Origin of the sequence: Kribbella sp. CA-294648, assembly GCF_050943845.1 — a bacterium.
GTDB lineage: Bacteria > Actinomycetota > Actinomycetes > Propionibacteriales > Kribbellaceae > Kribbella.
This window is the reverse complement of record NZ_CP191981.1, coordinates 8,633,174-8,650,900: the sequence shown is the minus strand read 5'-3', so window position 1 is coordinate 8,650,900 and position 17,727 is coordinate 8,633,174. Positions and strand designations below refer to the sequence as shown.

The window sequence follows — 17,727 nt, the reverse complement described above, 5'->3', positions numbered from 1 at the left end:
CGCCCAGGCGGGCGCCTCGCGGCGTTGTCGGGAACGGACGATGGAAAAAGCATCGCCCGCTCCCTCCGCCTTGCGATCCACCCACCTGAACACCGGAGCCAACGCACGGACTCCGGATGGAGGTCACTAATGGCCCAAGGCAAGAAGTCCACCGGACCGGGTGGTCTGTCGGCGGAGTCGGTCCTGGTGTTCATCGGGGTCGGCCTGTTCGCGCTGATCGTCGGCGGCACCTGGGTCGCCACCAAGGTCGCGGCCGCGATCAACGACACCCGGCCGATCAGCAACCCGATGACCAACCTGGTCGACATCATCAACGGCCGGGTCCGCTGGTCGGGCGTGGCCACCGGCGTACTGATCCTCGAGATCGTGCTGCTCGGCGTGCTGGTCGCCGTCGGGTTCTACCTGGTCGGCAAGATGAAGAACTCCGGCTCGCGGGTGGACCGCTCGGCGCACCTGATGTCGAAGCGCAAGGAGATCTACAAGCTCACCCGGGAAGGCGCGCAGGAGATCGCGAACCGGCTGGGTGCGGGCCACGCGGGTCCCGGCGTGATGATCGGCCGCACCGTCCGGGACAACCTGGAGGTGTTCGGGTCCTGGGAAGACATGCACGTCGACATCTGGGGTCCCCGTACCGGTAAGACCACCTCCCGCGCAGTACCGGCGATCCTGGACGCGCCGGGCGCCGTCGTCGCGACGTCGAACAAGCGCGACATCGTGGACGCCACCCGGGACCCCCGGGCGAAGAAGGGCCCCATCTGGGTGTTCGACCCGCAGGAGGTCTGCGGTGAGTCGCCGGACTGGTGGTGGAACCCGCTCAGCTACGTCACCGACGAGGTGAAGGCGCGGGAGCTCGCGGAGCACTTCGTCGCCTCGCAGCGCAAGGAAGGCGCCCAGACGGACGCCTTCTTCGACTCCGCCGGTACCGACCTGCTGGCCGGCCTGCTGCTCGCGGCCGCCGTTGCCAGGCGCCCGATCACCCAGGTCTACAGCTGGCTCGCGGACCAGCGCAACGACGAACCGGAGCGCATCCTGCGCGGCACCCCTGGCCTGCAGCTGTCCGCGGACGCCCTGGCCGGTGTCATCAACGCACCCGACAAGCAGCGCGCCGGCGTCTACGGCACCGCGCAGCAGAGCGCCCAGTTCCTGATCAACCGCAAGGTCACCCGCTGGGTCATCCCGAACGGGCCGAACGACAACCGGCCGCAGTTCAACCCGCACCAGTTCGTCCGCGAGGGCGGCACGCTGTACAGCCTGTCCAAGGAAGGCGCCGGTACTGCGGGCCCGCTGGTCACCGCGTTGACGGTGGCCGTGGTCGAGGCGGCCGAGGACTACGCCAAGACCTGCCCGATGGGCCGGCTGCCCAACCCGCTGGTCGGCGTACTGGACGAGGCGGCGAACGTCTGCCGCTGGAAGAACCTGCCGGACCTCTACAGCCACTTCGGCTCCCGCGGCATCGTGCTGATGACGATCCTGCAGTCCTGGGCGCAGGGGATGGAGTGCTGGGGCGAGCGCGGAATGGAGAAGCTCTGGTCCGCCGCGAATATCCGGGTGTACGGCGGTGGCGCGTCCGACGCCAACTTCCTGGAGCGGCTCAGCAAATTGATCGGCGACTACGACATCCTGTCCAGCTCGGTCTCCTACAACAAGGGGGAGCGCGGGACGAGCAAGCAGACCCAGCGGCACCACATCATGGAGGTCTCCGACCTCGCGTCGATGCCGCCCGGCCGTGCGGTCGTCTTCCCGTCCGGTATCCCGGCGACGATGGTCAAGACCGTGCCGTGGATGGCCCGCCCCGACGCGGCCGCGGTGAAGGCCTCGCTGGCCCACCACGACCCGGGATCGTCCGGACCCGCACAGGGTGGAGCGAACGCGTGGGTGGCGGCCGGCACGGGCTACGTGCCGCCTCCGCCGGCCGCGCCGAGCGGTCCGCCGGTGCCGGTCTGGGAGCAGAGCGAGGAGCAACGTCGTGGATGGTGAGCAGGAACTCTTCTATCCGCACGTCGCGGCCTTCGTAGAGGATCGGCTCGTCTACCTGTACTGCCGGCGGATCGGCCAGCAGTTCATGTGGTGCCCGGAGTGGTTCCGGCATGCGGAGGCGCTGAGCCGCCTCGACTCGATCTGGCGCGCCTGGGAGCACCTGCGGCTCGACCCGGCGACCGGGATGTCGGTCTGGTGGCGCGACCACGCGGACCCGCACATGCAGGCACTGCTCGACCCGGACGGGCCGTTCGCGGCCTGCCGGGGTGCCCACAGCGACTATCCGATCCCGCCGCTGCCGGTGGAGGAGCCGCCTGCAGGCCTGTTCTTCGACCAGCGCCAGCCGAACCTCCGCGGTATCTAGTCTTTTGCGGCATCTAGCCTCTTGCCTCGGGCAGGCCCAGTACTGCGCCCAGGCGGGCTAGCTGGTGGTCCAGGTGGCCCGGGAACTGGGTGACCGTGTTGGTGAACTGGCCGAACACCTCGAAGCTCACCAGCCCGCAGAGCGAGGTGTAGGCCAGCAGACCTCGGGCGAACACCGCTGGCTTCAGGTCACCGGGGAACGCCGGCCGGATGCGGTTCAGCTCGCGATGCAGCGCTGCTGTCATCGGCGGGTCATCCGGTGACGGTTCCAAGCCCGCATCCGCGAGCAGATTGAGCAAGAGGATCGGTACGCGGCTCCCGGCGGCTGTAGTCCGCTCCGACGGCGCCTGGTAGCCGGGCACCGGGCTGCCGTAGAGCAGGGCCCACTCGGCTGGGTTGGCGACGGCCCAGCGGCGTACGGCGCGGCCTGTGGTCAGCCAGCGGCGGCCCAGGTCATCGCGACGGCAGCGGGCCTCCGCAGCCTCGACTGCGTCGCCGTACGCCGTGTAGGACTCCTCGATCAGCAGGGTCAGGAGTTCGTCGCGGCTCGGCACGTACCGGTAGATCGCCGACGAGACCAGGCCGAGCTCGCGCGCGATCGCTCGCAGCGACAGTCCGGCACTGCCCTCGGTGGCGAGCTGCTGGTGGGCGAGCCGGCGGATGTCGGCCATCGTCTGCCGGTGCTGGCGCTGCCGCGGAGTCTCCTTCATTGGTCAAGTGTCCCGCCGCTGCAGAGCGCCGGCAACCTTAGAGAGCAGTGCTCTTGCTTTTGTTGGCTGTGAACCTCACAATAGAAATAAGAGAGAGCGGTGCTCTCTCAAAAGTGAGGAGCTGGGACGATGAGCGAGATCTGGCGCTGGAGCAACCTGCTGGTGGCCTTCGCGATGGAACTGGCCGGCTACGCCGCCTTCGCGTGGTGGGGCTGGGAAGCGGGCAGCAGCACGGCGCTCCGGCTCGTCCTCGCCGTCGGTCTCCCGCTGATCGCCGCGGTCGTGTGGCGGCTCTTCGCCGCGCATGCCAACGCGAAGTACGGCAACCCGGTGGTCAAGGCGATCGTCAAGGTCGCGTTCTTCGGCCTGGCCGGGCTGGCGGTCTGGACGCTGGGTCACCCGGTGCTGGCTGTCGTGTTCGTCCTGGTGGTCGCTGCCAACCTGTTGATCATCCGCACCGGCGACCTGACTGCCGGCGTGGCCCACTGATTCGCAGTACGGGCGGTTATTTTCGCAGTACGGACGGTTTCGTAGTACGGGCGGTCAGTCGCCCAGGCCGAAGTCGCGGAGTGCCTTCGGGTCCTTCTTCCGCAGCTTGCGGGTGGGTTTGATGTTCTTGCGGGCGACCGGTGGCTCGGCGGGCGCCTTGCGGGCCGCCTCCGCGGCGGGAGCCTGCTCGGCCCGGGCGCGCTGGGCGCGACCCTCCGCGTAGTTCCAGTCGGCGCGGCGGTCGTCGTCGTTGGCGATCCGGTCGCGGTAGTTCGACCTCGCCTGGGCGCGGTCGGCGGCCCTCAGATCGGCGTCGGCTTGAGGATCGTCGCGGCCGGCGGCACCGTCGCGCAGGTGCCTTGCGTGAGCCGAGTCGCTGCGAGCCAGCAGGCGTTCGTCAGCCGCCCGGGCTCGCAGTTGCTGGTGGTTGCGGTCGGCCACGTCGGCACGGCGCATGGCGTCGGCCAGCTCGGCGTCGTCGAGGTTCAGCTTGCGGCGGGTCTTCCGGAGTTCGCGCTCCTCGAGCGCGTCCAGCTCGAGCTCCTCCTCGACCAGCAGCTGCTCTTCCTCGGCCTCGGCGGCGGCGAGCTCGTCCGCGGACCGCTCGGCCGCGAAGTCGTCGGCGGAGCGGCCGGCCGCGATCCAGGCCTCGCGCCGCTCGGCGAGACGCTCATCGGTCGCCGCCTGGTCCGGTACGCCGTCCCGCCCCGTCACCTTGGGTTTCCGCGCAATGGTCTGCTCGTCGTCGTCCGTGTCGGCCATGCGGCTCCTTCCGCTCGCTCCCCACGATGCCGCAAAAACAGGTCAGCCGACCAGCCTGCGTGGGTTGCCTGAGCAGCTTCGCCTAGCGGACCGCGCCGGTGACCAGCCAGTCGTCGCGGCGCTCACGGGTCAGCAGGGTCAGCAACCTGAGCAGCATGAACCCGCCGAACGCCCACCACAAAGCGACCACGCCGCCGTCGAACCACAGCACACTGAGCGCCAGCGGCACGTAGAGAACGAACGCGATCACGCCCGCGATCGCCAGGTAGGGCCCGTCCCCGGCCCCGATCAGTACGCCGTCCAGCACGAACACGACTCCGTTGACCGGCTGCCAGAGCGCCGCGATCAGCAGGATCGCCGCCAGTGTGTGCCGTACTTCGGGATCGGAGGTGAACCACGGGACGTAGAGATCCCGCAGGCCCCACAGAGCGAGTCCGCTGACGAAGCCGGAGATCAGACCCCACCACATCATCCGCCGGGTGATCGCCCGGGTACCCGCGACGTCGCCTGCCCCGAGCGCCCGGCCGGTCAATGCCTGGGCGGCGATGGCGATGGCGTCGAGTGCCAAGGCCAGGAAGGACCAGAGTGTGAAGGCGACCTGGTGAGCCGCGACGGACGTGGTACCGAGGTCAGTAGCGACGAAGGTTGCGATGACTATGGCTGCTCGCAGCGTCAGTGTGCGGACCACTAGTGGGATACCGGCTTGTGCCGAGGCCAGGATGCCGGGGCGGTCGGGGCGGAGTTTGGCGCCGTCACGGCGGGCTCCGCGAACCACTACCCAGACCAGGGCCACGCCCGCTGCGGTTTGGGCGAGCACTGTGCCCAGTGCCGAGCCGGCGATGTCCAGGTTGAGTCCGTAGACCAGGAGGAGGTTCAGAGCGATGTTGACGAGGTTGGCGGAGATGGCCACGACCATGGGCGTCTTGGTGTCCTGCAGACCTCGCAGTACGCCGGTGGCCGCCAGGAGCAGCAGCATCGAGGGGATGCCCAGGCAGGAGATGCGCAGGTAGGTCACTGCGTAGTCCGCTACATCGGGAGACGGGTCGAAGGCTGCTATCGCGGCAGGGGCGAACAGCAATCCGGCGATAGCCAGTACAACGCCCAGTAGGAGGGCAAGCCAGAGTCCGTCGATGCCCTGCGTGAGTGCGCCGCGATGGTCGCCTGCTCCGATGCGCCGGGCCACCGCGGAGGTGGTGCCGTAGGCGAGGAAGACACAGATGCCGACCAGCGTCTGGAGGATCGTGCCCGCGACGCCGAGGGCCGCGAGTTGCGGCGTACCGAGGTGGCCGACGATCGCGGAGTCGGCCAGCAGCATCAGCGGTTCGGAGACGAGCGCGAAGAAGGCCGGTACCGCCAGCCGGAGGATCTCCCGATCCTGCGACCAACCGGTAAGGGGCATGGGCTTCATTGTGCCTGGCCACGCCTGTGCACAAGACAGGGGACCTGTGGGTATCGAAAGTTTTTCTCCTCCACAGTGTGGGGATCAAGAAACCGCAGGTCAGAGGGCGGTTGTGGAACTTCGTCCCCAGATATCCACAGGGATATGCCCAACCTGTGCACACCTGCTGCCGGGGTTTCCCACAGGTCTTCCACAGGGGGTGTGGATGACCGGCTACCGGGGTTCGGGCGAACCGGCGTACCGTCGCGGGACTGACACCGTCCGCCCGCAGTCTCGGGGTGAGCATGCTGTGGATGCTGCCAGCGGAAACTGTCGGAAGCAGCGGTTAGGATTCGATCAGGTGTTCGAATCCGGCCGGTTGTCTGAGTACGGTGTCAGTGCGGGTCGGGCGTGGGACGAGGAGGTCGGACGAGTTGAGCGTTGCGGAGTTCCGCGGGGGGCCGGGCGGCGGGAACGAAGAGCGCAACCCCGACATGGGCTTCGACCGCACCCCACCTCAGGACCTGGCTGCCGAGCAGTGCGTGCTCGGCGCGATGATGCTCAGCAAGGACGCGATCGCCGACGTCATCGAGACGCTGCGCGGGACGGACTTCTACCGGCCGGCCCACGAGATCGTCTTCGACGCGGTCACCGACCTCTACGCCCGGGGTGAGCCGGCCGACGCGATCACCGTCGCCGCCGAGCTGACCAAGCGGGGCGAGATGGCCCGGATCGGCGGCGCGCCGTACGTGCACACCCTGGTCGCCTCGGTCCCGCTGGCCGCCAACGCCGGCTACTACGCGCACATCGTCCGCGAGAAGGCGATCCTGCGCCGCCTGGTCGAGGCCGGCACCAAGATCGTCCAGATCGGCTACGCCGGCGAGGGCGAGGTCGACGACGTCGTCGACCAGGCCCAGGCGGAGATCTACTCGGTCACCGAGAAGCGCACCACCGAGGACTACGCCCCCCTGAAAGACATCATGGAAGGCGCCCTCGACGAGATCGAAGCCATCGACTCCCGAGGCGACGCCATGGTCGGCGTCCCCACCGGCTTCACCGACCTCGACGAACTGACCAACGGCCTCCACCCCGGCCAAATGATCATCGTCGCCGCGAGGCCGGCGATGGGCAAATCCACGCTGGGGCTGGATTTTGCTCGGTCGGCTTCGATCAAGCATGGGTTGACCTCGTGTGTGTTCTCGCTGGAGATGAGCCGTAACGAGATCACCATGCGGTTGTTGTCGGCTGAGGCGAAGGTGCCGCTGCACCACATGCGCAACGGCAAGATGACGGACGAGGACTGGGCCCGGCTGGCTCGCAAGATGGGTGAGGTGTCCGAGGCGCCGTTGTTCATCGACGACTCGCCGAACCTCACCATGATGGAGATCCGCGCCAAGGCCCGGCGGCTCAAACAGCGCCACGACCTCAAGCTGATCGTGATCGACTACCTCCAGCTGATGACGTCGGGCAAGAAGGTCGAGTCCCGCCAGCTGGAGGTCTCCGAGTTCTCCCGCTCGATCAAGCTCCTCGCCAAGGAACTAGAACTCCCCGTCATCGCCATCTGCCAGCTGAACCGAGGCTCCGAACAACGCTCCGACAAACGCCCCATGGCCTCAGACCTCCGCGAGTCGGGTTGCCTGACCGCCGACACACGCTTGATGCGTGCCGACAACGGCGCGGAGATCTCGCTGGGTGAGTTGCTCGCGGACGACGCGCGGGACATTCCGGTCTGGTCGCTCGATGACCGACTCAAACTGGTACCGCGGACGATGACGCACGTCTTCCCCAGTGGAGTGAAGGAGGTCTTCCGGTTGAAGCTCGCCTCCGGCCGGGAGATCAAGGCGACCGCGAACCATCCGTTCCTCACCTACGAGGGCTGGAAGCCGCTCGGTGAGCTGGCTCCAGGCGCTCGGCTCGGCTCGCTGCGACACGTGCCGGCACCGCTGGATGTGAAGCCCTGGGATGACGATGAGGTCACCCTCCTGGCTCACCTGCTCGGTGACGGATCCTTCGTGAAGCGGCAGCCGATCCGGTACGCGAGCATCGACGAGGCGAATCTGACCGCTGTCGCCGAGGCGGCCGGCCGACGGTTCGGGATCACGCCGATCCGCGACGAGTACGCCGCGGCCCGGGTGACGACCCTGCGCCTGCCCGCGCCGTACCGGCTGGCCCGCGGCAAGCGGAACCCGATCGCAGCCTGGCTCGACGGGATGGGTCTTTTCGGCCTGCGCAGCCACGAGAAGTTCATCCCCGAAGGGGTCTTCGGTCTGCCGAAGGAGCAGGTCGGCGCTTTCATCCGCCACCTCTGGGCCACAGACGGCTCAGTGCGCTGGCGCCCTGAGGTCAACTGTGGCCAGATCTACTACGCGTCGACCAGTCGACAAATGATTGACGGCCTCGCTCGCCTCCTTCTCCGATTCAACATATTCACCCGAATCTCAACCGCGCCGAAGACCGGCTACCGCGACTCCTACCACTTGCATATCTACGGCGCCGAGAATCAGCTCCGGTTCATTGATGAGGTCGGAGTCCACGGTCAGCGCGGCGAGGCGTGTCGCTTGGTTGGGACGCATCTGCGGTCGGTGGTGGCCGCACCGAAGCTCGACACCGTTCCATCCGAGGTATGGGATCGAGTGCAAACCACCATGCACGACAAGGCTATGAAACAGCGAGAACTTGCGGCCTCTCTGGGTCACAAGGGCGCTGGCTCTCGCCTATTTGCAGGTGCGCCAACGCGAGCCCGCATTGGTCAGGTCGCAGAGATCCTTGAAGATTCGGTACTAGAGTTGCTCGCCACCAACGACATCTTCTGGGACACCGTCACCTCGATCGAAAGCCTCGGCGAGGAGGAGGTCTACGACGCCACCGTGATGGGCACCCACAACTTCGTTGCCGAGGGCATCGCTGTCCATAACAGTCTGGAGCAGGATGCCGACGTTGTCATCCTGCTGCACCGTGAGGATGCGTACGAGCGGGAATCCACCCGGCCCGGTGAAGCCGACTTCATCGTTGCCAAGCACCGTAACGGGCCGACTGCCGACATCGTCGTTGCGTTTCAGGGGCACTACTCCCGCTTTGTGGACATGGCCCACGACGGCTGATCTGCCGCTGCGTCGTGGTACTGCGGGATCAATCCGCCGCGCCGTCTTTTGTCGGGTGGTTCGCCAGGGTTTTGGCGGAGATTGATTCCTGGGATAGGAGGCGGAGGCTGGAGATGAGGGTTTCGCCGAGGATGGTGCCGAGGATGACGCTTTCGGCGATGTGGTCGGGGGTGGTGTGGCCGGGGGGTGAGGTGACGGCGGCTACTTCTAGTTCGGTGAACTTTTCTACGGCTGTGGCGTAGGAGTCGAGGAAGCTGACTAGGTGGTCCTGCTGGAGGGTGCGGAGGGCTGCGATCGTTTCGATCAGGGTGTTGAGGGCGGGGGCATCCGGCTCCACCGACCAGCCGTGGGACTCGAGTAGGGCGTTGGCCTGGGCGGTGGCGGCCTCGCGGGCGTCTGAGGTTGAGGTGAGCTGGCGCTGCGGGGTGATCGCGCGGTGGGCGCGGCCGATCTTCTCGTGCAGCGACATCGTGTCCGAGTCCAGTCCCTCCAGGACCTCTCTCACCCGCGCGACAGGGACCTGGGCCAGGTCGACCAGTGCGCGGATCAGCCGCAGCCGGCGCAGGTGGGCCTCGCTGTAGCTGGCCTGGTTCGGGCTGGTCAGCTCGCCCGGGGGCAGCAGGTTCTCCCGCAGGTAGTACTTGATCGTCGGCACCGGTACTCCGGAGATCCGGCTCAACTCTGCGATCCGCATAACGCCTTGCCCTCCCCTTGACTGTGATGGATAGTATCAGTATCCATAAGTGGATACCTGAACTATCCATATCAAGGAGAGAGCTATGATCGTCCTCGTCGCACTGGTCGCCGCCACGCTGACCTTCCGGGCGCTCGGCGCGCTCGGCGTACGCCGGTTCGCGCGCTGGCCGGTGAGTGCCGCGCACGGGATGGCGGTCATGCTGCTGCTGACCGCCAGCGCGCACTTCGTCCCGGCCGGCGTGACCGTGATGCCCAACCACGCCGACATGGTCCGGATGGTGCCGGAGTTCCTGCCGTTCGCGGACGCGCTGGTCTACCTCACCGGTGTGCTCGAGTTACTCGGCGCGCTCGGATTGGTGCTCACGGCAACGAGATGGGCGGCCGGCTACGCGCTCGCCGCGCTGTTCGTGGCGATGCTTCCCGCCAACATCTACGCGGCGGTCGAGAACGTGGCGTTCGCCAACGGCGAGCCGGTCACCCCGCTCTGGCAGCGCATCCCCGAGCAGATCCTGTACGTCGGTGTCGTCCTCTGGGCCGCCCGCTCCGCCGATAGCACCCCGGTACGCCGCCTGCTCGCGTCCCTGCGCCGCCACCCCTCCGAACCGGCCGCACCAGCGACACCCACCGAGCCGACCCCCACCCAGCCGACCCCCACCGAGCCGACACCCACGGCTCCCGTCAACCACTGAAGGAGCGCAAGAAACATGGAACTGAGTGACCCGTCCCGGATCATCGCCGGCGCGATCCTGCTCACCATCGTCACGATCCAGTTCGGCGGCTGGTTCATGACCAAGATCGTCCGTGGCGACGTACCGATGACGGACTTCCAGAAGTCGTTCGCCCGCGCCGGTCACGGTCACGCCGGCGTACTAGTCATCCTGAGCCTGGTCGGCCTGCTGTACGTCGACTCGACCGGCCTGTCCGGCTTCTTCCTCTGGCTCGGTCGGCTCGGCATCCCGGTCGCGGCGATCCTGATGTCAGCCGGCTTCTTCGCCTCCTCGGCCGGCAAGAACCTGACCAAGCCGAACCAGTTCATCTGGGTCCTCTGGCTGGGCGCCCTCTCCCTGGCAGCCGGCGTCATCACCCTCGGCCTCGGCTTGATCACCGCCTAAATCCCAACTGTCTAAGCCTCAACCACCATCAACCGCTTGCCCACAGACTGCAGCGCCTCCGCGGCCGCCGGCGACGCCTCCAAGGTGTAGTCGGCGCCGAGGGCAACAATCGCCGCAACGAACTGAACCAGCAGGGCGGGGGAGTCAGCGCTCAACCGGAACTCGCAAGCGTCCTCCCCAAGCGGCGTGAGAGACCCAGGCAACACCCGGAAGAAGCTCCGGCGGACGACGTCGGCAGGCAACTGAACCACCATCCGCACGGTATGCCGATACTCAGCACCGGCGAAGGATTCGGCCAGGTACGACGCAGCGTCCGCCGCGGGCAACTCGCGAGCCGCGAAGTGATGCCGGGTCGGCGCGACATCGGAGATCCGATCCACCCGGAACGTCCGCCAGTCGTCGCGTTCCGGGTCGAAGGCCAGCAAATACCACTGTCCAGCAACAGAAACCAGCCGAGTCGGCTCCACCCGCCGCTGAGTCACCGAACCACGACGATTTTTGTAGCCGAAGGCAACGATCTCCAGATCGCGGCAACATGCGGCCAGTACGGCGAGCACCCCCGCATCCACCTGCGGACCGTCAAACCGACCGTCAAACCGGCCAACCACCTCCGCAGCGCCGACCGCAGCCACAGCCGGCCTCAACCGAGCCGGCAGAACCCGCTCCAGCTTGGCCAAAGCGCTCATCGAGCTGTCCTCCAGCCCCGCGACACCACCGGCCGCGGCTCCCGCGAGTCCGATTGCCACCGCGACCGCCTCGTCATCATCGAGCACCAGCGGCGGCACGTTCTTCCCCGACGCGAGTCGGTAGCCACCCGCAGTACCGGTTGTTCCGGTGACCGGGTAGTCGAGGGAGCGGAGGCGTTCGACGTCGCGGCGTACGGTCCGGTCGGTGACGCCCAGGCGCTCGGCCAGCTCGCTGCCGGACCACTCCCGACGGCTCTGCAGCAAGGCGAGGAGCCGGAGCAACCGTCCTGGCAGGTCCTTTCGTGCGCTCACAACACCAGATTCGCATACCTTGCGGACAAGATGTGTCCGGAAGGATCCCTAGCGTCGAACCCATGAAAGACATCACCGGAATGCACTGGACCGAAGACACCCCCGGGTACGACGAGGAGCGGCGTGGCTTCCAGCGGCTCGACCGGCACCGTCCGACCCACATCGTCGGCGCCACCTCTCGCGATGACGTCCAACGAGCCGTCCGCTCTGCCCGCGAGCACCATCTCCAACTAGCCGTCAAGGCGACCGGCCATGGTCACGTCAGCCCGCTCGACGGCGGTGTCCTCATCACGACCCAGCCGCCTCGACCGGGTGACGATCGACCCCGAGCGCATGACCGCGTGGATCGAGGCCGGCGCGACCTGGCAAGAGGTCATCGATGCGGCCGCACCGCACGGCCTCGCGCCGTTGGCAGGTAGTTTCCCCGGCGTCACCGCCGTCCCCTACATCCTCGGCGGCGGGCTGAGCCTGATGGCGCGACGCTACGGATTCGCCGCCGACCACGTCCGCCGGATCGAGGTCGTCACACCCGACGGCGAGCTGCGCAACGCCGAGGACGACCCAGATCTCTTCTGGGCCCTCCGCGGTGGCGGCGGCAACTTCGGCGTCGTCACCGCGATGGAGATCGACCTCTTCCCCGTGCCCACCCTGTACGGAGGCAGCCTGTACTACGACCTCGCAGCAACCCCCGGCGTCCTGGCAGCGTGGCACGCCTGGACCCAGACGGTCCCCGACGCGGTGACGTCAGCTGTCGGTGTCATCCCGTTCCCCGACATCGAGCCCATCCCCGCCGCCCTCCGCGGCAAGCACATCGCCCAGCTCCAACTCAGCATCGTCCCGGACGTCGACGGCCCAGCATGCGTCACAGCGCTCCGAGATCGCCTAGGAGAACCGCTGATCGACACCGTCAAACAACGGCCGTTCACAGAGTCCGGCGAAATCTTCGACGAGCCCGCCCGCCCCGACGCGTACCGCTCCCGCAACCTCCTCCTGAGCGAACTCGACAACCAGACGCTGACCACAATCCCCAGCCTCGCAGGACCAAACGCAAAAGCGATGTGCATAGTCGGCATCAGACACCTGGGCGGCGCCCTCTCCAACAAGCCGGCCATCGACAACGCCGTCGGCAACCGCGACGCGCAGTACCTGCTGTCTGTCCTGTCACTAGGCGGTGACGACCAGAGCGACCTGTACCGCGCAATCCTCGACCCTTGGTCGAAGTACGCAGTAGGCCGCTCGCTCAACTTCTCCTTCGGCCCGCTCACCCAGGACGAACTCCGCGAAACCTACGACGACTACAACCGCCTAGCCCACCTCCGCGCCCACTACGACCCGAGCAACCTCCTCCACCCGAACCACCCGATTACCGCGCGGCGGTGACGTCTATTTCGATGAGTTGGTTGGGGAAGCCGAGTTGGGCTACGCCGAGCAGGGTGCTGGCGGTGGTGAAGGCGGGGGCCAGGGGTGAGGCGTTGAGTTGGGTCCAGACGGCGCTGAGGTCGTCGCGGTCCGGGCTGACTACGTAGATGACGGTTCGTACTACGTCCGCCGGGGTGGCGCCGGCCGCTTCGAGGGCGGTCAGGATGTTCTGGATGACCTGCTCGGTCTGGCCGGTCAGGCCGCCCTCGGCGAGTTCGCCGGCCGGTTGCAGCGGGCACTGGCCGGCCAGCATGACGAGCTCGTCGGCGCGGACCTTGGTCACGTGGTGGTAGCCAGGAGTCGGGTGCAGTTGCGGGGGATTGATGCGCTCGATGGTCACCCCGCCGAGCAAACGCGACACCTCACGGCTGCGTCAAAGGAGTTTCAGCTGAAGCGGCGGACGTAGCGCTTCTGCCACGGCGTCTCGACAGCCTTGGGGTGGTAGTTCTCCCGCACGTACGCCACCGCGTCGCCCGCCGCGATCCCGTCGAGCACGGCCAGGCACGCCAGCGCAGTACCGGTTCGGCCGCGGCCGCCTCCGCAAGCGATCTCCACCCGCTCCGAGCCCGCCCGAGTCAGCACCTCGCTCAACGCGTCCCGTGCCGCGCGATCGTCCGCCGGCAGCCGGAAGTCAGGCCACCGCACCCAGCGAGAACTCCACTCGACCGTCGGCGGTTCCTTGCCCAGCAAATACACCCCGTACTCCGGCAAGGCGCCGCCCGGCAACCCGTCTCGCAACCCACGCCCTCGCACCAGCCGCCCCGAAGGCAACCTCAACACCCCGGCCGCGCCGGGCTCCCAAGTCTCCACAAATCCAAAACTAGCCAAGCGAGGAAGTCATCAGATCGAGGAGTGCCGTCACAGCCCGGCTCGGTCGCTTCCCGCTCGGCGTGATCGCGGACAGAGTCCAGGTCAGCTCGGAGTCAGCCAACCGCAACCGCGTCACCCCCGGCAGTTCGTCGTCATCAAGCTCCGGTACGACGGCCACCCCCAACCCCGCCCGCACGTACTCCGGCACAGTCGTCAGATCCGGTACTTCGACCTGCACCCGCCGAGGCAGCCCCTCCAGATCGAACGCCCGATCCACACTCGTCCGGTTCCCGAACCCGCGCAACATGTCGACGAACCGCTCACCAGCCAGATCCTTCAACCGAACCTCGCCGGCCGCCGCCAGCCGATGAGACGACGGCACCAGTACTACGAACGGCACGGTCGCCAACTCGCGTGGCTCCAGCCCGGCCAGGTCCGTGCGGCTCAATCCGACCAGCGCGACATCGAGCCGGCCGTGCCGGACATCATCGGCAAGGCCGCTCGAACCGGTCGGCGAGGTCGTCACCTGGACCTCCACCAGCGGATACCGCTCGTAGAAGGCGCCGAGCAACGAGGCCAGGTCGACCAGGCCGACTCGCGTCATCGTGCCGATCCGCACGTTGCCCCGCAGCCCGGTCGACGCCTCCTCGACGACTGCTCGGGCCCGGTCCAGTGCCTCCAGGGCGGCCTTTGCCTCGGGCAACAGCGCCTGGCCGGCATCTGACAGCGTCACCCGCCGGGTCGAGCGGTCGAAGAGCGTCGTCTTCAGGTCCGTCTCCAGCGCGCGGATCGCGGCCGAGACGGTCGACTGGACGGTGAACAGCCGCTGCGCCGCCCGGGTGAAGCTGAGCTCCTCCGCGACCGCGACGAAGTACTCGAGCTGCCGGCTGTCCACACAGTCAATTATCGACAACAACGATAAGACAGTGCAAGAAGTCTCGTTGGACTCGATAGATCCAGCGGGCGAAGCTCAAAGCATGACAACTCTTTCCGGCCCCCGATCGCTCGACCAGGCCGGGACGCCCCTCCGGTTCGCGCACGGCGCCGGCTTCTGGATGATCGCCGTCGCGTTCCTGACCACGATGGCCTTCTCGACGGTCCCGACTCCGCTCTACGCCATCTACCAGCGCAGGGACGGCTTCCCGTCTTTCCTGATCACGGTCATCTTCGCCGCCTACGCGGTGGGTGTGATGGTCAGCCTTTACCTGGCCGGCCACGTCAGTGACTGGCTCGGCCGTCGCCGGGTAGCTCTGCTCGCAGTACTGACCGAGGCGGTCGCAGCGGTGATCTTCCTCTTCTGGCAAGACGTGCCCGGGCTGCTCACCGCGCGCTTCCTGTCAGGGGTCGGCGTCGGAGTTCTCACCGCGACAGCGACGGCTCATCTGTCCGAGCTGCGGCGCATCGCCCGGCCTGTGGAGGATCCGAGTCACTCGGCGTTGATCTCCTCGATGGTGAATCTCGGCGGGCTCGCGTTCGGGCCGCTGGTCGGTGGGCTGCTCGCGGAGTACGGGTCGAAGCCGTTGGAGCGGCCGTACGAGGTGTTCCTGGTGCTGTTGCTGCTCAGCGCGCTGGGTATCGCGCTGGTGCCCGAGACGGTCGAGCGGCTGGAGGAGCGTCCGGCGTACCGGCCGCAGCGGGTCGCGTTGCCGAGTGCCGCGAAACCGCAGTTCTTCGCGTCGGCCATCGGCGCGTTCGCTGCCTTCGCGATCTTCGGGTTGTTCACGTCGCTGGCCCCGACCTTCCTGGCCGGCACTCTGCATCACAGTTCGCGGTTGCTGGCCGGCGTGGTCACGTTCGCGGTCTTCATCGCGGGCGCGGCGAGCCAGGTCATATTCGTGCGGCTCACCAGGCCGCGACAGCTGCGGCTCGGTTTGTTCCTTATGTCGGCCGGCCTAGCAGGCATCGCCATCGGGGGACTGCTGCCCAACCTCTGGCTGTTCGTCCTCGGCGGCGTGGTCGCCGGCGCCGGTGTCGGCCTGGTCTTCCGCGGTGCGGTCGCGACGGCCGCCTCACTCGCCGACGCCGGCTCACGCGGCGAGATCCTGGCCGCGCTCTTCCTGATCGCGTACGCCGGACTCGCGCTCCCGGTGCTCGCGGTCGGTGTCGGCGTCGCCTTGCTGCCGGACCAGCTCGCGCTGCTGATCTTCGCCGCGATCATCTTCGTGCTGGTCAACATCGCCGGCCGGCGAATGCTGACGGCCGGGCGGGCCTGATCGTCGGCTAGCCTCCGAGGCGTGACTATCGAGGCGAGTCAGGTGAAGGTCGGAGAGCTGGACGCGTATCTCGCCCGGCCGGTGGGTGCCGCTCAAGGGCCGGGCATGTTGTTGCTGCCGATGATCACCGGGATCGGGGAGCAGCTCCGCGACTGGGCCGACGAGCTCGCCGGACGCGGGATCACCGCGCTGGTCTGGGATCCGTTCAAAGGCCGCAGTACGGACAACACGACCCGCGACGAGCTGGGTGAGCTGGTCGGCAAGCTGGACGACGACACGGCCCTGGGCGAGCAGACTGCGTTGCTCGAGCACCTGTTCGGTGAGCTCGGCTGCACCAAGGTGGGCGTGATCGGTTGGTGCCTCGGCGGCCGCTTCGCATTGTTGCTGGCAGCAAGGGAACACCGGCTCGCGAACGTGGTCGTGTACCACCCCACGGTCCCGTCGGAGCTCCGGGCGAACCACTCGTACGACGCCATCGCGGACTCGATCGGGATCACCGCGCCGGTCATGGTGGTCTACCCGAGTGCCGACGCCGCAGTACCGGTCGCTGATTTCGAAGCGCTGCAGACGGCGTTGCAGAGCCGGGACACCGGCGCGACGGTCACCCTGTTCTATCCGGGCGCTGACCACGGCTTCTCGGATCGTGCGCGGCACGACAAAGCGGTCAACGCCGATGCCTTCCGGGTGTCCTGGCCGCAGGCGCTGGCGTTCATCGAGGTCACCACAGCCTGAGAGTCAGGCAGCCGTGCTCGCGCGCCGATGAGCGGTCGGGCTGGTACCGCGGACCCGTTTGAACGCGACGCTCAGCGCGAACGCGTTGGCATAACCGACCTTGCGGGCGATCGACTCGACCGTGTCCGTTGTCTCGCGCAACAAGTCCGCGGCGAGCGTGATCCGCCAGCCGGTCAGATAGGCCATCGGCGCTTCGCCGACGATGCTGGTGAATCGCCTGGCCAGGCTGGCCCGGGAGACGCCGGTGCGGTTGGCGAGCTCGACGACACTCCACGGATACGCGGGCTCCTCGTGCAGCAGGCGCAACGCGAGGCCGACGACCGGATCGCTCTGTGCTTGGTACCAGCCCGGTGCGTGCGACTCCGGCCGGGCGAACCAGGCGCGTAAGGTGGTGATCAGCGCGAGATCGAGCCACCGGTCCAGCACCGACTGCTGACCCGGCTCGTCGCGCTGGATCTCGCCGAGCACCATGTCCATCACATGACCGGCGACGTCCGTGGCCGGAACCACGAGGACCGGCGGGAGCGCGGTGAGCAGCCGGCGACTGACGTCACCCTCGAGTTGGTACGTACCGCTGACGGCCATCGCCTCACCCTCCGGGCGAGCACCATAGGTCCGTACGCCGAGCCGCGCGCTGTAGTCGATAGGGGCTCCAGGCAACGGTTCGCAGAGACCGCCGGGGTGGATCCGCAGGTTCGGCACGGTGTCGGGTTGATCGGCGACGACGTACGGGGCGCCGCCGGACACGATGGCGACGTCGCGTTCCTCCATCCGGATCGGCTGCCGGCCGTCCATGACGATCCAGGCCGAGCCCTTCACCAGGGTCGCCAACGCGAGCGGCGCCTCGTCGACGATGTGCAGACCCCAGGGCGGATCGAGGATGGTCAGGTTGAACACGCCGCCTCGTGCGCGGGTGCCGGCCAGCAGGTCATCGAGCACGTCCATAGCCAGCAGCCTACCTCGGTTT

The 17,727-nt window shown here is 67.6% G+C and carries 18 protein-coding genes; 9 read left to right on the top strand and 9 right to left on the bottom strand.

Translation table 11 applies throughout. The features are described from left to right. The first annotated feature begins 129 nt into the window (after positions 1-129). Positions 130-1,977 carry a type IV secretory system conjugative DNA transfer family protein gene (locus ACQPYM_RS41315; RefSeq protein WP_433012626.1) on the top strand — a complete coding sequence of 616 codons (1,848 nt, stop codon included), beginning with the start codon at positions 130-132 and terminating at the stop codon, positions 1,975-1,977. Further along, positions 1,967-2,341: a DUF4913 domain-containing protein gene (locus tag ACQPYM_RS41310; RefSeq protein ID WP_360289039.1), complete on the top strand. Its 375-nt coding sequence runs from the start codon at positions 1,967-1,969 to the stop codon at positions 2,339-2,341. Before ACQPYM_RS41315 ends, ACQPYM_RS41310 begins: the two co-directional genes overlap by 11 nt. A gap of 13 nt (positions 2,342-2,354) precedes the next feature. On the opposite strand, the gene ACQPYM_RS41305 is transcribed toward ACQPYM_RS41310, so the two are convergent. Continuing rightward, the gene (locus ACQPYM_RS41305) at positions 2,355-3,050 is read right to left on the bottom strand and encodes a TetR/AcrR family transcriptional regulator (protein WP_433012622.1); all 696 of its coding nucleotides are present in this window, start codon (positions 3,048-3,050) and stop codon (positions 2,355-2,357) included. 129 nt (positions 3,051-3,179) lie between these two features. Between ACQPYM_RS41305 and ACQPYM_RS41300 the strand changes: the two genes are divergently transcribed. Then, a complete protein-coding gene (locus tag ACQPYM_RS41300; RefSeq protein WP_433012619.1) occupies positions 3,180-3,539 on the top strand; it encodes a YrdB family protein in 360 nt (119 codons plus the stop codon). Positions 3,540-3,593: 54 nt separating this feature from the next. On the opposite strand, the gene ACQPYM_RS41295 is transcribed toward ACQPYM_RS41300, so the two are convergent. Further along, positions 3,594-4,301 carry a hypothetical protein gene (locus tag ACQPYM_RS41295; protein WP_433012616.1) on the bottom strand — a complete coding sequence of 236 codons (708 nt, stop codon included), beginning with the start codon at positions 4,299-4,301 and terminating at the stop codon, positions 3,594-3,596. A gap of 82 nt (positions 4,302-4,383) precedes the next feature. Next, positions 4,384-5,700, bottom strand: coding sequence for an MATE family efflux transporter (locus tag ACQPYM_RS41290; RefSeq protein WP_433012613.1), 1,317 nt, complete (start codon positions 5,698-5,700; stop codon positions 4,384-4,386). A 473-nt stretch (positions 5,701-6,173) separates the two neighbouring features. Here ACQPYM_RS41290 and ACQPYM_RS41285 point away from each other — a divergent pair, with 473 nt between their 5' ends. Then, the gene (locus ACQPYM_RS41285; protein WP_433023491.1) at positions 6,174-8,780 is read left to right on the top strand and encodes a replicative DNA helicase; all 2,607 of its coding nucleotides are present in this window, start codon (positions 6,174-6,176) and stop codon (positions 8,778-8,780) included. Between the two features lie 28 nt (positions 8,781-8,808). Here ACQPYM_RS41285 and ACQPYM_RS41280 read toward each other — a convergent pair whose 3' ends face one another. Further along, positions 8,809-9,474, bottom strand: a complete 666-nt coding sequence (locus tag ACQPYM_RS41280) for a MerR family transcriptional regulator (protein ID WP_433012611.1) — start codon at positions 9,472-9,474, stop codon at positions 8,809-8,811. An 85-nt stretch (positions 9,475-9,559) separates the two neighbouring features. Between ACQPYM_RS41280 and ACQPYM_RS41275 the strand changes: the two genes are divergently transcribed. Beyond that, positions 9,560-10,165 (top strand): DoxX family protein, encoded by a 606-nt coding sequence (locus ACQPYM_RS41275; protein WP_433012608.1) that lies wholly within the window; start codon positions 9,560-9,562, stop codon positions 10,163-10,165. Between the two features lie 15 nt (positions 10,166-10,180). After that, positions 10,181-10,588: a hypothetical protein gene (locus ACQPYM_RS41270; RefSeq protein ID WP_433012605.1), complete on the top strand. Its 408-nt coding sequence runs from the start codon at positions 10,181-10,183 to the stop codon at positions 10,586-10,588. An 11-nt stretch (positions 10,589-10,599) separates the two neighbouring features. Here ACQPYM_RS41270 and ACQPYM_RS41265 read toward each other — a convergent pair whose 3' ends face one another. Continuing rightward, positions 10,600-11,586: a helix-turn-helix transcriptional regulator gene (locus tag ACQPYM_RS41265; protein ID WP_433012603.1), complete on the bottom strand. Its 987-nt coding sequence runs from the start codon at positions 11,584-11,586 to the stop codon at positions 10,600-10,602. Between the two features lie 252 nt (positions 11,587-11,838). On the opposite strand from ACQPYM_RS41265, the gene ACQPYM_RS41260 reads away from it, so the two are divergent. After that, complete coding sequence (locus tag ACQPYM_RS41260; RefSeq protein WP_433012600.1) at positions 11,839-12,966, top strand: FAD-binding oxidoreductase; 1,128 nt, start codon at positions 11,839-11,841, stop codon at positions 12,964-12,966. On the opposite strand, the gene ACQPYM_RS41255 is transcribed toward ACQPYM_RS41260, so the two are convergent. Genes ACQPYM_RS41255 through ACQPYM_RS41245 form a run of 3 tightly spaced genes read right to left on the bottom strand, consistent with a single transcriptional unit; the run spans position 12,950 to position 14,710 of the window. Continuing rightward, complete coding sequence (locus ACQPYM_RS41255; protein ID WP_433012598.1) at positions 12,950-13,345, bottom strand: RidA family protein; 396 nt, start codon at positions 13,343-13,345, stop codon at positions 12,950-12,952. The genes ACQPYM_RS41260 and ACQPYM_RS41255 overlap by 17 nt on opposite strands. 44 nt (positions 13,346-13,389) lie before the next feature. Next, entirely contained in the window at positions 13,390-13,815 is a 426-nt protein-coding gene (locus tag ACQPYM_RS41250; RefSeq protein ID WP_433012595.1) for a protein-tyrosine phosphatase family protein, read from the bottom strand. Between the two features lie 10 nt (positions 13,816-13,825). Continuing rightward, positions 13,826-14,710 carry a LysR family transcriptional regulator gene (locus ACQPYM_RS41245; protein ID WP_433012592.1) on the bottom strand — a complete coding sequence of 295 codons (885 nt, stop codon included), beginning with the start codon at positions 14,708-14,710 and terminating at the stop codon, positions 13,826-13,828. 82 nt (positions 14,711-14,792) lie between these two features. Here ACQPYM_RS41245 and ACQPYM_RS41240 point away from each other — a divergent pair, with 82 nt between their 5' ends. Together ACQPYM_RS41240 and ACQPYM_RS41235 are read left to right on the top strand one after the other, a co-directional pair. After that, entirely contained in the window at positions 14,793-16,028 is a 1,236-nt protein-coding gene (locus ACQPYM_RS41240) for an MFS transporter (protein ID WP_433012589.1), read from the top strand. Between the two features lie 21 nt (positions 16,029-16,049). Next, on the top strand, positions 16,050-16,760 hold the full coding sequence (locus ACQPYM_RS41235) for a dienelactone hydrolase family protein (protein WP_433012586.1): 711 nt from the start codon (positions 16,050-16,052) through the stop codon (positions 16,758-16,760). A gap of 3 nt (positions 16,761-16,763) precedes the next feature. On the opposite strand, the gene ACQPYM_RS41230 is transcribed toward ACQPYM_RS41235, so the two are convergent. Next, the gene (locus ACQPYM_RS41230) at positions 16,764-17,705 is read right to left on the bottom strand and encodes an AraC family transcriptional regulator (protein ID WP_433012583.1); all 942 of its coding nucleotides are present in this window, start codon (positions 17,703-17,705) and stop codon (positions 16,764-16,766) included. Positions 17,706-17,727 lie beyond the last annotated feature (22 nt).